A 13,879-nucleotide genomic window follows, 5' to 3' on the forward strand; every position below is an offset into this window, starting at 1 on the left:
ATCGGGCGGTTTTCCAGCGGATTTGGCGCAAGGGGCGACGCGCCGCTCACAGCGCCTCCAGCCGCGCGAAGCCGCGCGCGGCGAGCGCCGGCGCCAGCGCGCGTTCCGCCGCGCCCAGCCGGCTGAAGACCGCGATCCCCGCGCCGGCCGATTCGGGGAAGTCCTGCCCCACGGTGAGCGCGACGATCCGCCGCGCGATCCCGGCCGAACCGTCGACGAAGCGCACCCCCTCGGGCGCTTCCGCCGCCAGCTCGGCCTCGACCAACGGGAAATGCGTGCAGGCGTTGACGATCGTGTCGATCGCGCCGCCGCCCGGCTGGTCGAACAGCCCGGCGAGCACCGCGGCATAGGCCGATCGGGGCGATGGCCGTCCGTGGAGCACGCCCTCCGCCATCTCGACCAGCGCGGCCGAGCCGTGGCGGATCACCGTGCAATCGGCGGCGAAGCGCGCCGCCAGATCGTCGACATAGGCCTGGCGCACCGTCGCCTGCGTGCCGAGAACGCCGATCGTCCGCGTCCGCGACAGCGCCGCGGCGGGCTTGATCGCGGGCACCGTGCCCACCACCCCGATATCGAGCGCGGCGCGCACCGCGGGCAGCGCGATCGTGGAAGCGGTGTTGCACGCGATCACGATCAGCCGCGGCCGATAGCGCTCCGCCAGCCGCCCGAGGAGCGCGGGCACGCGGGCGGCGATCTCGTCTTCGGTTCGCGTGCCGTAAGGGAAACCCGCCGAATCGGCGGCATAGACGAACGGCGCGTCCGGCAACGCCGCGCGCGCCGCGCGGACGACCGAAAGGCCGCCCACCCCCGAATCGAAAAACAGGATGGGGCGCGGATCACTCATATTCTGGTCCTATCTCCGCGCCCTTCCGGCGCCAAGAATGATGCAGGTTGTTGGACCCCAGCGGTATCGAACGCTATATAGGCCCCTTAGGGGGACGAATGCCGACGCAGGTCATCTGGATCGCACCGACATTGACGCTCGCGCTCGGCTATCTGCTGGGTTCGATCCCCTTCGGCGTGATCTTGACCCGACTCGGCGGCGCGGGCGATCTGCGCAGCATCGGCTCGGGCAATATCGGCGCCACCAACGTGCTGCGCACCGGGCGCAAGGGGCTCGCGGTCGCCACGCTGCTGCTCGACGTCGCCAAGGGCGCGGCGGCGGTGCTGATCGCCGACTGGCTGTTCCCCGGCAATGCCCCGCTGGCCGCGGCGGGCGCGTTCATCGGCCATTGCTATCCGGTGTGGCTGCGCTTTCGCGGCGGCAAGGGCGTTGCCACGCTGATGGGCATCGCGCTGGCGCTCTACTGGCCGGTAGGGCTCGCCTTCGCGGCGATCTGGATCGGGCTGCTGGCCACGTTGCGCATTTCCTCGGTGGCGGGCATCGCCGCGGCGGCGAGCACGCCGCTGGTGGCCGCGCTCTGCGGCCAGTTCGAGATCGTGCTGCTGCTGCTCGCCTGCGCGCTGATCGTGCTGTGGAAGCACGGCGCCAATATCGAACGGCTGCTGGAGGGCACCGAGCCGCGCGTCGGGGGCAAGCGCAGCCTTGGCTGACGCCGGCCTCGCCCGGCTACGCCTCATCCGCACGACGGGGATCGGACCCGTCACCTACGCCCAGTTGATGCAGCGCTTCGGCAGCGCGGAGGCGGCGATTGACGCGCTGCCGCGGCTCGCCGCGCGCGGCGGCGGTCGCCCGCCCGCGGTCGCACCGGCCGACCGGATCGCGCGGGAAATGGCCGAAACCGAGCGGCTCGGCGCACGCTATCTGTTCCTCGGCGATCCCGATTATCCGCCGCTGCTGGCGCAGATCGACAACCCGCCGCCAGCGCCGATCGTGCGCGGCGATGTCGCGCTGGCGCTACGCCCCTGCGTCGCAGTGGTGGGCGCGCGCAACGCGTCCGCCGCCGCCTGCCGCTTCGCACGCGAGCTGGCGCATGGACTCGCCGGTGCGGGGGTTTCGGTCGTCTCGGGGCTGGCGCGCGGGATCGACACCGCGGCGCATGTCGGCGCGATCACCGGCGGGACGGTGGGCGTGATCGCCAGCGGGATCGACGTGGTCTTCCCACCCGAAAATGCCGACTTGCAGGCGCGGATCGCGAACGAGGGCCTGCTGATCGCCGAACAGCCGCCCGGCACCGAACCCCGCGCGCGCCACTTCCCCTATCGCAACCGGATCATCGCCGGCCTGTCGATCGGCACCGTCGTGGTGGAGGCGGTGCCGAAATCGGGTTCGCTCATCACCGCGCGGCTGGCGGGCGAGATGGGCCGCGAGGTGATGGCGGTGCCCGGCAGCCCGGTCGATCCGCGGGCGCAGGGATGCAACCTGCTGATCCGCGACGGCGCCACGCTGGTGCAGAACGCCGCCGATGTGCTCGAACAGATCCGCCCGATCGACCCGCGCGCGGTGCGGTCGCCGGCGAGCGACTATGCCGGCCCGCCGCCCGGCGACGCGAGCGACGCCGACCGCAGGGCGATCGCCGCGCTGCTGGGGCCGGTGCCGGTGGGCGTGGACGAACTCGTCCGTCAATCGGGCCGCGTGCCTGCGATCGTGCAGACGGTGCTGCTGGAACTGGAGCTGGCGGGGCGGGTGGAGCGGCATGCCGGCGGGCGGGTGAGCCTCGGCTAACGCGCGCGGCCTGTCCGTTCGGCGGCGTGGCGCTCCGCATGCGCCAGCAACGCACTCAGATCGTCGCGGTCGATGTCGAAGCTGTCGCGCATCTGCACCAGCGCCGCGTCGATATCCGCTTCGTGCAACCGCACAGGGGGGAAAGCTGGCGGCAGGAGCGCAGGCCGGTGCGGATAGCGGTGCGTGCGCGGCCAGTGGAACAGCACCCCGGCCGCGACCAGCACGAGCGAATTGATTCCCACCGGCACGAAAGCGAAGCGCCAGCCCGCGGCGTGGATGGCCGTCCCGCCGATCACGGCGGTGAGCGCCGCCGCGCCGCCCGGCGGGTGCAGGCAGCGGCAAAGCGACATGACGAGGATCGCGCCGCCCACCGCGACGCCGGCGGCCAGCGTCGTGCCCGGAACGAGACGAAAGGCCGCGATGCCGACGAGCGTCGACAGCAGGTTACCGCCCACCACCGGCCAGGGCTGAGCGAGCGGGCTGGACGGCACCGCGAACACCAGCACCGCCGAGGCGCCGAGCGGCGCAACGATAACGGGCAGGTCGGCCGCAGGGAACGGCCATGCGCCGCACAGCATGATCGTCGCCAAGATGCCAAAGGTTGCACCCAGAGCGGCGAACAGCCGGGTGGACAGGGTGGCACCCGGCAGCAGGGGTTTGAACACGGACATGGCAAACTCGCTATGGCGACGCGGCGCGAAGGCGGGCGCTATAACGGCCCGACGCCCCGATCGCGATCGCTTTGGATGCGATCGCCGCACCGCCGGGGCTGTCCTACAGGCGGATGGTCATGCCATGCTGCGCCGCCCCCCTCCCGCCATCGATCCACCCCGCACGAACCACGCTTGCCCGGCGGCCCGCTCACGCGAAGTGGAAAACCGCTCGCACGCCTCCACTTCCTCCACTTCGCCTCTCCACTTTGCCCCGCTTGACGCATCCCCGGCCCCGCCCCACCCTCGTACGCACACGTAAGGACGCTCCGAGAACCCATGCAGCTTGTCATCGTCGAATCGCCGGCCAAGGCGAAGACCATCGAAAAATACCTAGGCAGCGATTACCGCGTGCTGGCCAGCTACGGCCATGTCCGCGATCTGCCGGCGAAGGACGGTTCGGTGAACCCCGATGAGGGCTTCGCGATGGACTGGGAGAATTATGCCGACAAATCCAAGCAGTTGAAGGCGATCACCGATCTGGCGAAGACCGCCGATCGCCTGATCCTCGCCACCGATCCGGATCGCGAGGGCGAGGCGATCAGCTGGCACGTCCGCGAGGTGCTGCGCGGCCGCAAGGCGCTGCCCAAGGAGGTCGAGCGGGTCACCTTCAACGCGATCACCAAGGCGACCGTGACGGAGGCGATGAAGCATCCGCGCGAACTCGATACCGATCTGATCGATGCGTATCGCGCGCGCCGCGCGCTCGATTATCTGGTCGGCTTCACGCTGTCGCCGGTGCTGTGGCGCAAGCTGCCGGGCGCCAAATCGGCGGGCCGTGTCCAGTCGGTCGCGCTGCGCCTCGTCGTCCAGCGCGAGCGCGAGATCGAGCAGTTCCGCGCGCAGGAATATTGGTCGGTGATCGCCATCCTCGAACAGGACGGCACCGCGTTCCAGGCGCGGCTCGTCCAGTGGAACGGCACGAAGCTCGACCGGCTGTCGATCGGCAACCAGGGCGATGCGCTGGCCGCGAAGAAGGCTGTCGAGGACGGCCGCTTCTCGGTCCAGTCGGTCGAGACCAAGCCCGCCACGCGCAACCCACCGCCGCCCTTCACCACCTCCACGCTGCAGCAGGAGGCGGCGCGCAAGCTCGGCTTCTCGGCCAGCCACACGATGCGGATCGCGCAAGGGCTCTACGAGGACGGCGCGATCACCTATATGCGCACCGACGGCGTGCAGATGGATTCCTCGGCGATCTCGGCCGCGCGCCTCGCCGTCGCGAACCGCTATGATGCGAGCTATGTGCCCGACAAGCCGCGCCAATATCAGACCAAGGCGAAGAACGCGCAGGAAGCGCACGAGGCGATCCGGCCGACCGATTTCGGCCGCGACAAATTGGGCGGCGGCGATCATGCCCGGCTGTACGACCTGATCTTCAAGCGCGCGCTCGCCAGCCAGATGGCGTCGGCGCGCATGGAGCGCACGACGGTCGAACTCGCCGACGGCACCGGCCGCAACATCCTGCGCGCGACCGGCCAGGTCGTGCTCTTCCCCGGCTATCTCGCGCTTTACGAAGAGGGCAGCGACGACAAGGCCGCGGACGGCGCCGCCGGCCAGCCCGCAGACGGCGCGGACGACGATTCGCACCGCCTGCCCCGGCTGCGCGAGGGCGATGCGCCCGCCAGGAAGGGCGTCGAGGCCGAACAGCATTTCACCCAGCCGCCGCCACGCTTTTCCGATGCCAGCCTCATCAAGCGGCTCGAGGAGCTTGGCATCGGCCGCCCCTCCACCTACGCGTCGATCATCGACGTGCTGAAGGACCGTGGCTATGTCCGTCTCGAGAAGAACCGCTTCTTCGCCGAGGAGACGGGGCGGCTGCTGACCGCGTTTCTCGAACGATTCTTCGAGAAATATGTCAGCTATGATTTCACCGCGGGATTGGAGGACGAGCTCGACGACGTGTCGGGTGGCCGCGCGCAGTGGCAGGCGGTGCTGGAGGCGTTCTGGCGCGACTTCAAGCCGCGCACGTCCGAGGTGATGGAGCAGCAGCCCTCGGCGATCACCGCCGAACTGGATGTGTTTCTCGAAAGCTATCTCTTCCCGCCCCAGGCCGATGGTGGCGATCCGCGCCTATGCCCCAATTGCGGCGAGGGGCGCCTTGCGCTGCGCGGCGGCAAGTTCGGCGCGTTCGTCGCCTGCTCCAACTATCCGGCGTGCAAGTTCACCCGCCGCTTCGCGCAACCCGGCGGCGAGGGCGAAAGCGATACCGGCCCCGAGACGCTGGGCCAGGATCCCGAGACCGGCCTGCCGGTGGAGCGCAAGTCGGGGCGGTTCGGCCCCTATATCCAGCTCGGCGAGGGCAAGGACGCCAAACGCGCCTCCATCCCCAAGGACGTGCCGACGCTCGACCTGGAAATGGCGCTGAAGCTGCTCAGCCTGCCGCGGACGATCGGCAACCATCCGGAGACGGGCGCGCCGATCACCGCCTCGATCGGGCGCTATGGCCCCTATCTGGTGCATGACGGCAAATATGCGCGCCTTACCTCGACCGCGGACGTGTTCGAGACGGGAATGAACGCCGCGGTGGTGAAGCTGGCCGAGGCGGCGGCGGGCGGCGGGCGACCGGCGCGCGGCGCGGCCAAGGCGCCGCTTCGCGAGCTGGGCGCGCATCCCCGCACCGAGCTGGCGATCAGGCTGATGGAGGGGCGCTATGGCCCCTATGTCACCGATGGCGAGACGAACGCGACCTTGCCCAAGTCGATCGAGGCCGACCAGCTCACGCTGGAGGAGGCCGCATCGCTGATCGACGCGCGCGCCGCGGCGGCACCGGCGAAGAAGGGCAAGAAGAAGGCCGCACCCAAAAAGACGGCCGCCAAGAAGGAGCCTGCGAAGAAGGCGGCGCCCAAGGCCAAGGCCGCGCCCAAGGCGGGGGCCAAGACGAAAGCGGAGGGCTGAACCTCATGCGGCCGACCCGTTCGTTCGGCCTAAGTCTGTCGAAGCGCATCCCCCATGCGGCGCGCGCGGCGCGACCGGGGGCAGGGATCCGAGCGCCGGGAAGGCTTTATGCCGCCCGGCGCATCCCCGCGCCCATCACGGTGCGCGCCTGGCGCTGCGCCTCGGCGATCTCGCGCGCGGTCATGTCCTCGGCGATTTCGGCGCGGCAATGCTGCGCCTCCTCCAGCCCGGCGAGCGCGGCGAGGTTGAACCATTTGTGCGCCGCAATCAGATCGATCCCGATCCCGCTCGCGCCCGTCGAATAGACGATGCCGAGTTCGTACGCCGCGGCGCGGTCCCCCCTGGCCGCATCGGCCAGCCGGCTGTCGATTAGAAACTGCGCGTTCTTCAGGCTGGTCGCCATGGTCTTGCCCCCTTGTTCACGAATCGGAACATGGCGGACAGGCATCACCAAATGGTTAACGCGGTTAACCCTCTTCGCTAGCCATCATCTCGATCGCGATATTGTCGATCAGCCGCGTCGTTCCCATCCGCGCGGCGGCGAGCAGCCGCCGGGGGCGATCGGGCGCCGGATCGGGCGCGAGCGTCTCGGCATCGGCCAGCGCCACATAATCGACCGTGAAGCCCGCGCCGATCAGGGTGGTGTGCGCATCGGCGATCGCCTCGCCGGCATCGCCGCCCCGCCCGATGGCCCGGGCGGCCACGCCGAGCGCGCGCGGCAGCGCCACCGCCTTGGCGCGCTGCTCGTCGTCCAGATAGATGTTGCGCGACGAGAGCGCGAGGCCGTCATCGTCGCGCTGGATCGGCACGCCGACGATCTCGATCGCGAAATCCAGATCCACCACCATCCGGCGGATGACGGCGAGCTGCTGGAAATCCTTCTCGCCGAAATAGGCGGCGTCGGGGGCGACCTGGTTGAACAGCTTGGCGACCACGGTGGCGACCCCGTCGAAATGCCCCGGCCGCGCCGCGCCGTCGAACCCCTCGCTCACCCCCGTGACCGCGACGTTGGTGGCAAAGCCCGCCGGGTACATCGCATCGACGCCCGGCGCCCAGAGCAGGTCGCAGCCCGCCTCGGTCAGCATGCGGATATCCGCCAGTTCGCGGCGGGGATAGCGGCTGAGATCCTCGCCCGCGCCGAACTGCCGGGGGTTGACGAAGATCGAGGCGACCACCTTCGTTCCCGGCCGGCGGGCCGCCTCGACGAGCGCCAGATGCCCGGCGTGAAGCGCCCCCATCGTGGGCACCAGCGCGATGCGCGCGCCCTCGGAACGCCAGGTGGCGATGGCGGCGCGAAGCGCGTCCCGCTCGCGGATGGTCTGCACGCGATTTTACCCCTTAATACGCAAGGCCATGGCTTCTATGGAGGGGGAACCACGCGATCAACACAGGATGCGACGAATTGCCCACCGGGCCCAACGCCACGCACGTCATCGTCTTCGCCAATGAAAAGGGCGGAACGGGCAAGTCCACCACCGCGGTGCACGTCGCGATCGCGCTCGCGGCGAAGGGCGCGCGCGTCGGCGTGCTCGATCTCGATCATCGCCAGCGCACCGTCGGCCGCTATCTCGACAACCGCGCCGCGACCGTAAAGCGTACCGGCACCGAACTGCCGATGCCCGAGCATGCGACGCACACCGACCAGACCGAGGCGGGGTTCGAGCGCCTGTTCGACCAGCTTTCGGAAAATGCCGATTACCTGGTGATCGACACGCCGGGCCGCGACGATCCGTTCGCGCGCACCGCCGCGATGCTCGCGGACACGCTGGTCACGCCGATGAACGACAGCTTCGTCGATTTCGACCTGATCGGGCAGGTGGATCCCGAGACGTACAAGGTGACGCGGCCGAGCTTCTATTCGGAGATGATCTGGGACGCGCGCAAGGTGCGCGCCAAGGCCGACGGCACCACGATCGACTGGGTGTTGCTGCGCAATCGTCTGCAATATGTCGAGGCGCGCAACATGCGCCGCGTATCCGATGCGCTGACCCAGCTCGCCAAGCGCGTCGGCTTCCGGATCATCCCGGGGCTGGGCGAGCGCGTGATCTACCGCGAGCTGTTCCCCGCCGGGCTGACCATGATCGATTCCAAGGCGTTCGGATCGATGGGGCTGGCGCATGTCGCAGCGCGGCAGGAACTGCGCGAGATGATGGCGGCGCTGGCGCTTCCGGAACCCGCCCCGGTCGCCGCGTGAAGTGGGTCGTCGCGCTGCTCGCCATCTGGGCGGCGTGGACCTGGCTGCGCCCCCGGCGTGCGAAGCCGCAGCCCTCCGCCGAGGCGGAGGCGCGCGGCGTGCTGGGGGTGGATGCGGCCGCGGGCGATGAGGCGATCCGCGCGGCGCACCGGCGGCTGATCGCGGGCGTCCATCCCGATCGCGGCGGATCGGCCGATCTCACCCGCCGCGTCAATGCCGCCCGCGACCTGCTGCTGCGCGGCGGGCCACGGGGATGAGCCACCGCTTCGCCCCCCGGATCCTGCGCGAATATGACATTCGCGGGCGCGCCGGCGTCGATCTCGGCCCGGCGGACGCGTTCGCGGTGGGGCGCGGCTTCGCCACCCGCGTACGCCGCGCGGGCGGACGGCGCGTGGCGGTCGGCCGCGACGGGCGGCTCACCTCGGCGATGCTGGAGGCCGCGCTGGTCGAGGGGCTGGTGGCGGGCGGGATCGACGTGGTGCGCATCGGCCTTGGCCCCACGCCGATGCTCTATTACGCCGAGGCGACGCTAGAGGTGGATGGCGGCATACAGGTAACCGGCAGCCATAATCCCCGCGACGACAACGGCTTCAAGCTGGTGCTGAACCATACGCCGTTTTTCGGCGACGATATCCGCGGTCTCGCGCGGCTGGCGGAGGCGGGCGATTGGGAAACGGGCACCGGCAGCGTCGCGTCGGCGGACGTCATGGACGCCTATGTCGACCGGTTGCTGGCCGGCCATGCGGGCGGCGCGTTCCGAATGGCATGGGATTGCGGCAACGGCGCCTCGGGCCCGGTCGTCCAGAAGCTGGTCGATCGCCTGGCGGGTGAGCATCATCTGCTCTTCGCCGATGTGGACGGCCATTTCCCCAACCATCATCCCGACCCCACCATCGAGGCCAACCTCGCCGATCTGAAACGCGTCGTCGTCGAAAAGTCGCTCCATTTCGGCGTGGCCTTCGATGGCGATGGCGACCGGATCGGGGTGGTCGACGGCGCGGGGCGGGTGGTGTGGGGCGACGAGCTGCTCGCGATCCTCGCCGAACCCGTTCTCGCCGCGCATCCGGGCGCGCCGATCGTCGCCGACGTAAAGGCCGGGCAGCCGCTGTTCGACCGGATCCGCGTGCTGGGCGGCCGTCCGGTCATGGCGCAGACCGGCCACAGCCTGATGAAGACGATGATGCGCGAAACGGGCGCGCCGATCGGCGGCGAGATGAGCGGCCACATCTTTTTCGGCGAGGATTTCTACGGCTTCGACGACGCGCATTATGCCGCAATCCAGCTGATGCGCGCGGTGCAGCAGAAGGACACCACGCTGACCGCGCTGCACGACGCGATGCCACAGATGGTGGACGTGCCCGAACTTCGCCTGCCGATCGATCCGGCCCGCAAGCGCGGCGTGGTCGACAGCATCCGCGCCGCGCTCGAGGCCGAGTGCGCCGAGATGGTCACGATCGACGGCGTCCGCGTGACGACATCCGACGGCTGGTGGCTGCTCCGCGCGTCGAACACCGAGGACGTGCTGACGCTGCGCGCCGAGGCGCGGACCGCAGCCGGGCTCGATCGCCTGCTCGCCGCGATCGACGGGCACTTGCGCGCGAACGGCATCGAACGGTAGCTTTCGCGCGCGCCACGCCCCACATGGCGGCCATGGCTCCCCCTCCCCCGCCGCAGATCGTCCGCGTCATCGATCTCGAGACCACCGGCTCCGCGCCGCCCGCGCACGGCGTGTGCGAGATCGGCTGGCAGGACGTGGCGCTAGGCGCCGACGGCCGCTGGGAGATCTACGGCGAGGGCGGCAGCATCCTCGTCAATCCGGGCCGCGCCATCCCCCCGGTTACGCAGGCGATCCACCACATCCTCGACGAGGACGTGGCGGATGCGCCCTGGTGGCATGATTGCGCGCGCCAGGTGCTCGATCCCTGGCCGCGCCGGCTGGCGCTCGCCGCGCACCGCGCCGATTTCGAGCAGCAATTCTGCACGCCCGCGCTGACGCGCAGCGCCGAATGGATCTGCACCTGGAAATGCGCGCTGCGGCTCTGGCCCGATTCGCCCAGTTTCTCGAATCAAGTGCTGCGCTATTGGCGCCGCCCGCACGGCATGGACCAGCAGCGCGGGCTGCCCGCGCACCGCGCCTTTCCCGATGCCTATGTCACCGCCTTCCATCTGCGCGACATGCTGAACGAGGCGAGCCTTGCGCAGCTCATCGAATGGTCGCGCACCCCCGGCCTGATCCCGCGCGTGCGCTACGGCCCCGATCGCGGCAAGGAATGGCGCGAACTCGATCACGAGACGCTGATGGCTTTCCTCACCGACCGCGATCCCGACATCCGTTTCACCGCCAATCACGAGATGGACCGGCGGCGCGGCGGCGGTAGCGTGGGCAAGGCGAGCGCCCAGGATTTGTTACTGTAATCGCACGAGGTTTGCGTTTGCGGATGGCCCGGCTATGCCATCGCCTCGATGGACCTGCCCGCTCTCCCGCTGCCGACGACCGGCCAACGCGTCGAGCGGCTGCTGGCGATCTGCGTCGGCCTGGGGTTCGTCGCGCTGATCGTCGCGGCGGCCGTCGCGGTGCACGCGCTGGACCGGAGTCAGGCGCGCAACCGCAGCGTCGTCCATAGCTATCAGGTCGAGGTCGCGATCGGCGAGGCGCGGCAGTTGATCGAGCAGAGCGAGGACGCCCGGCGCGGCATCTTCCTGCTGGGTTCGCCGCTCGCCTGGCGGAGCTGGCGCGAAGCCACGGTCGGCACGCCGATCGCGATGCGGCGGCTGAATGCGCTCGTCCTCGATCGCGGGCAGCGCGAGGCGATCGGCCGGATCGACGGCGCGCTCGTCCGGCTGGGCGAACAGCACCGCGCCACCAACGCGCTGGCCGCACGCGGCGATCTGGAAGGCGCGACGGCGCTGTTCAAGCGGCAGGATTCGCCGGGGCTGTTCCGTCCGTTGCGCGGCTATTTCATCGCGATGGCGCAGGAGGAACGGCGCATCCTCGCGCAGCGCACCGCAGACCAGCGCGCCGCATTGCTCGTCTTCTACTGGACGCTCGCGATCGTCGGGCTGGTCATCGCCGTGCTGCTCCTCGTATCGGTCGCGACGATCGTGCGTTACACGCGCGATCTCGCGCAATCGCGCGAAAGCCTGCGCGCGCTGAACGATACGCTCGAGGATCAGGTGAGCGCCCGCACCGCCGATCTCAGCCGGGCGAACGACGAGATCCAGCGCTTCGCCTATATCGTCAGCCATGATCTGCGCTCGCCGCTCGTCAACGTGATGGGCTTCACCGCCGAGCTGGAGGCCGCCACCGCGCCACTCGCGACCTTGGTCGATCGCGCCGAGGCCGAGGCGCCGGCGATCGTCACCGAAGACGCGCGGCTGGCGGCGCGCGAAGACCTGCCCGAGGCGATCCGCTTCATCCGCACCTCGACGCAGAAGATGGACCGGCTCATCAACGCCATCCTCAAATTGTCGCGCGAGGGGCGGCGGACGATCGCGCCCGAGCCGCTGGATCTCGAGGCGATGGCCGACAATGTGGTCGGCGCGATCCGCCACGTGCTCGATGATCGCCGCGTGGAAGTCATCGTCCAACGCCCGATGCCGCCGCTGACCAGCGACCGCATTGCGGTGGAGCAGATCGTCTCCAACCTCGTCGAGAACGCCTCGAAATACCAGGCGGCCGGGCGGCCCGCGCGAATCACCGTCTCCGCGCACGCGCAAGGCGGGCGGGTGACGATCGCCGTCGCCGATAACGGTCGCGGCATCGCGGCCGGCGATCACGAGCGCATCTTCGACCTGTTCCGCCGCTCCGGCCCGCAGGACCAGCAGGGCGAGGGCATCGGGCTCGCGCATGTCCGCGCCGCAGCCTATCGGCTGGGCGGCACGGTGCAGGTCGAATCGACGCTCGGCCAGGGTTCCACCTTCCGGCTGGTGCTGCCGCAGACGCCGCCCGCCCACGCTTCAGGAGACAGCGCATGAACGACCATCGCCCCGTCGGCATCGTCATGGTGGAGGACGACGAAGGCCATGCCCGGCTGATCGAGAAGAACATCCGCCGCGCCGGGATCAACAACCCGATCCGCCACTTCACCGATGGCGGCACGGCGGTCGACTATCTGTTCAACGCCGAGGAGGGCCCGGCCAAGAACGGCCCGGCGCTGGTGTTGCTCGATCTCAACCTGCCCGACATGAGCGGAACGGACATCCTGACGCGGATCAAGGCCGACGACAGCCCGCTGCGCCGCACCCCCGTCGTCGTGCTCACCACCACCGACGACAAGGTGGAGATCCAGCGCTGCTACGATCTGGGTTGCAACGTCTACATCACCAAGCCGGTCAATTACGAGAGCTTCGCCCAGGCGATCCGCCAGCTCGGGCTCTTCCTGTCGGTCATCCAAGTGCCCGAGGTCGAGGGATGAGCGACGCCCCGCGCGTCCTCTATATCGACGACGATGCGGGGATGCGCCGGCTGGCGTCGCGCGCGCTGACGCGGCGCGGCTATGACGTGACGCTGGCCGAGGACGGCGCCGAGGGCGTGCGGCTGGCGCAGGCGCACCGGTTCGACCTGATCGCGGTCGATCATTACATGCCGGGAATGGACGGGCTGGAGACGCTCGCCGCGTTGCAGGCGATCGGCGACGTGCCGGTCGTCTATGTCACCGGCTCGGACGAGGGCCGGATCGCGGTGGCCGCGCTGAAGGCCGGCGCGATCGACTATGTCGTGAAGACCGTCGGCGACGATTTCTTCGACCTGCTCGCGGCCACCTTCGCACAGGTGCGCGGCGTGGCCGCGCTGCGTCATGCCAAGGCCACTGCCGAGGCGGATCTGCGCGCGAGCAATGCGCGGCTCGAGGCGCTGCTCGGCGAGGTGAACCACCGCGTCGCCAATTCGCTCCAGCTCGTGACGGCCATGGTCAGCCTGCAGTCGGCGGCCTTGTCCGATCCGGTCGCGCGCGAGGCGCTGGCCGACACCCAGCGCCGGATCGACGCCATCGCGCAGGTGCACCGCCGGCTCTACAGCGCCAACGACGTGGAGAGCGTCGACATGGCCGATTATCTCGTCGCGCTCGTCCACGATCTGGACGAGACGCTGGCGCGCGACACCGGCCGCTGCACGCTCGCCTGTACCGCCCAAGCGATCCGCCTGCCGACCGACCGCGCGGTGTCGCTGGGCGTGATCGTCACCGAACTCATCACCAATGCCTGCAAATACGCCTATCCCGCAGGCCGGGGCGAAGTGCGGATCACGCTGGCGCAGGAGGGCGACGCCGCGTTCCTGCTCGTCGTGGAAGACGATGGCTGCGGCCTCACCCCAAGCGACGCGCCGCGCGGCACGGGCCTCGGCACCAAGCTGATCCGCGCCATGGCGCAAAGCCTCGGCACCAGCGTGGCCTATGACACGGAGCATCGCGGCTGCCGCGCGATGCTCCGCGCCGCGATCCGCTAGCGGACGCTCCC

At 69.8% G+C, this 13,879-nt stretch carries 14 protein-coding genes; 10 read left to right on the top strand and 4 right to left on the bottom strand.

All coding sequences use genetic code 11. The features are described from left to right. Positions 1-46 precede the first annotated feature (46 nt). Complete coding sequence (gene murI / locus L8H00_RS06715; RefSeq protein WP_242096473.1) at positions 47-844, bottom strand: glutamate racemase; 798 nt, start codon at positions 842-844, stop codon at positions 47-49. 98 nt (positions 845-942) lie between these two features. On the opposite strand from murI, the gene plsY reads away from it, so the two are divergent. Next, on the top strand, positions 943-1,554 hold the full coding sequence (gene plsY / locus L8H00_RS06720; protein ID WP_242096474.1) for a glycerol-3-phosphate 1-O-acyltransferase PlsY: 612 nt from the start codon (positions 943-945) through the stop codon (positions 1,552-1,554). After that, positions 1,547-2,626: a DNA-processing protein DprA gene (dprA, locus tag L8H00_RS06725; RefSeq protein WP_242096475.1), complete on the top strand. Its 1,080-nt coding sequence runs from the start codon at positions 1,547-1,549 to the stop codon at positions 2,624-2,626. The genes plsY and dprA overlap by 8 nt, the downstream gene beginning before the upstream one ends. Here the strand turns inward: dprA and L8H00_RS06730 are convergent. Then, complete coding sequence (locus tag L8H00_RS06730) at positions 2,623-3,297, bottom strand: HPP family protein (RefSeq protein WP_242096476.1); 675 nt, start codon at positions 3,295-3,297, stop codon at positions 2,623-2,625. The genes dprA and L8H00_RS06730 overlap by 4 nt on opposite strands. 318 nt (positions 3,298-3,615) lie before the next feature. Between L8H00_RS06730 and topA the strand changes: the two genes are divergently transcribed. Next, complete coding sequence (gene topA, locus L8H00_RS06735) at positions 3,616-6,231, top strand: type I DNA topoisomerase (protein ID WP_242096477.1); 2,616 nt, start codon at positions 3,616-3,618, stop codon at positions 6,229-6,231. A 106-nt stretch (positions 6,232-6,337) separates the two neighbouring features. Here the strand turns inward: topA and L8H00_RS06740 are convergent, their stop codons facing one another. Further along, positions 6,338-6,634, bottom strand: coding sequence for a hypothetical protein (locus L8H00_RS06740; RefSeq protein ID WP_242096478.1), 297 nt, complete (start codon positions 6,632-6,634; stop codon positions 6,338-6,340). A gap of 64 nt (positions 6,635-6,698) precedes the next feature. After that, positions 6,699-7,556, bottom strand: a complete 858-nt coding sequence (panC, locus tag L8H00_RS06745) for a pantoate--beta-alanine ligase (RefSeq protein ID WP_242096479.1) — start codon at positions 7,554-7,556, stop codon at positions 6,699-6,701. A 77-nt stretch (positions 7,557-7,633) separates the two neighbouring features. On the opposite strand from panC, the gene L8H00_RS06750 reads away from it, so the two are divergent. Genes L8H00_RS06750 through L8H00_RS06780 form a run of 7 tightly spaced genes read left to right on the top strand, consistent with a single transcriptional unit; the run spans position 7,634 to position 13,868 of the window. After that, positions 7,634-8,425, top strand: a complete 792-nt coding sequence (locus L8H00_RS06750; protein WP_242096480.1) for a division plane positioning ATPase MipZ — start codon at positions 7,634-7,636, stop codon at positions 8,423-8,425. Beyond that, positions 8,422-8,682, top strand: coding sequence for a J domain-containing protein (locus L8H00_RS06755; RefSeq protein ID WP_242096481.1), 261 nt, complete (start codon positions 8,422-8,424; stop codon positions 8,680-8,682). The genes L8H00_RS06750 and L8H00_RS06755 overlap by 4 nt, the downstream gene beginning before the upstream one ends. Beyond that, positions 8,679-10,043, top strand: coding sequence for a phosphomannomutase/phosphoglucomutase (locus L8H00_RS06760; RefSeq protein WP_242096482.1), 1,365 nt, complete (start codon positions 8,679-8,681; stop codon positions 10,041-10,043). Before L8H00_RS06755 ends, L8H00_RS06760 begins: the two co-directional genes overlap by 4 nt. A 32-nt stretch (positions 10,044-10,075) precedes the next feature. Beyond that, positions 10,076-10,840: an exonuclease domain-containing protein gene (locus L8H00_RS06765; protein WP_242096483.1), complete on the top strand. Its 765-nt coding sequence runs from the start codon at positions 10,076-10,078 to the stop codon at positions 10,838-10,840. 48 nt (positions 10,841-10,888) lie between these two features. Beyond that, the gene (locus L8H00_RS06770) at positions 10,889-12,400 is read left to right on the top strand and encodes an ATP-binding protein (protein ID WP_242096484.1); all 1,512 of its coding nucleotides are present in this window, start codon (positions 10,889-10,891) and stop codon (positions 12,398-12,400) included. Further along, a complete protein-coding gene (locus L8H00_RS06775) occupies positions 12,397-12,840 on the top strand; it encodes a response regulator (protein WP_242096485.1) in 444 nt (147 codons plus the stop codon). The genes L8H00_RS06770 and L8H00_RS06775 overlap by 4 nt, the downstream gene beginning before the upstream one ends. After that, positions 12,837-13,868 carry a response regulator gene (locus L8H00_RS06780; RefSeq protein ID WP_242096486.1) on the top strand — a complete coding sequence of 344 codons (1,032 nt, stop codon included), beginning with the start codon at positions 12,837-12,839 and terminating at the stop codon, positions 13,866-13,868. The genes L8H00_RS06775 and L8H00_RS06780 overlap by 4 nt, the downstream gene beginning before the upstream one ends. The last annotated feature ends 11 nt before the right edge of the window (positions 13,869-13,879 follow it).

Source organism: Sphingomonas sp. CROZ-RG-20F-R02-07 (genome assembly GCF_022662335.1).
Classification (GTDB): Bacteria; Pseudomonadota; Alphaproteobacteria; order Sphingomonadales; family Sphingomonadaceae; genus Sphingomonas.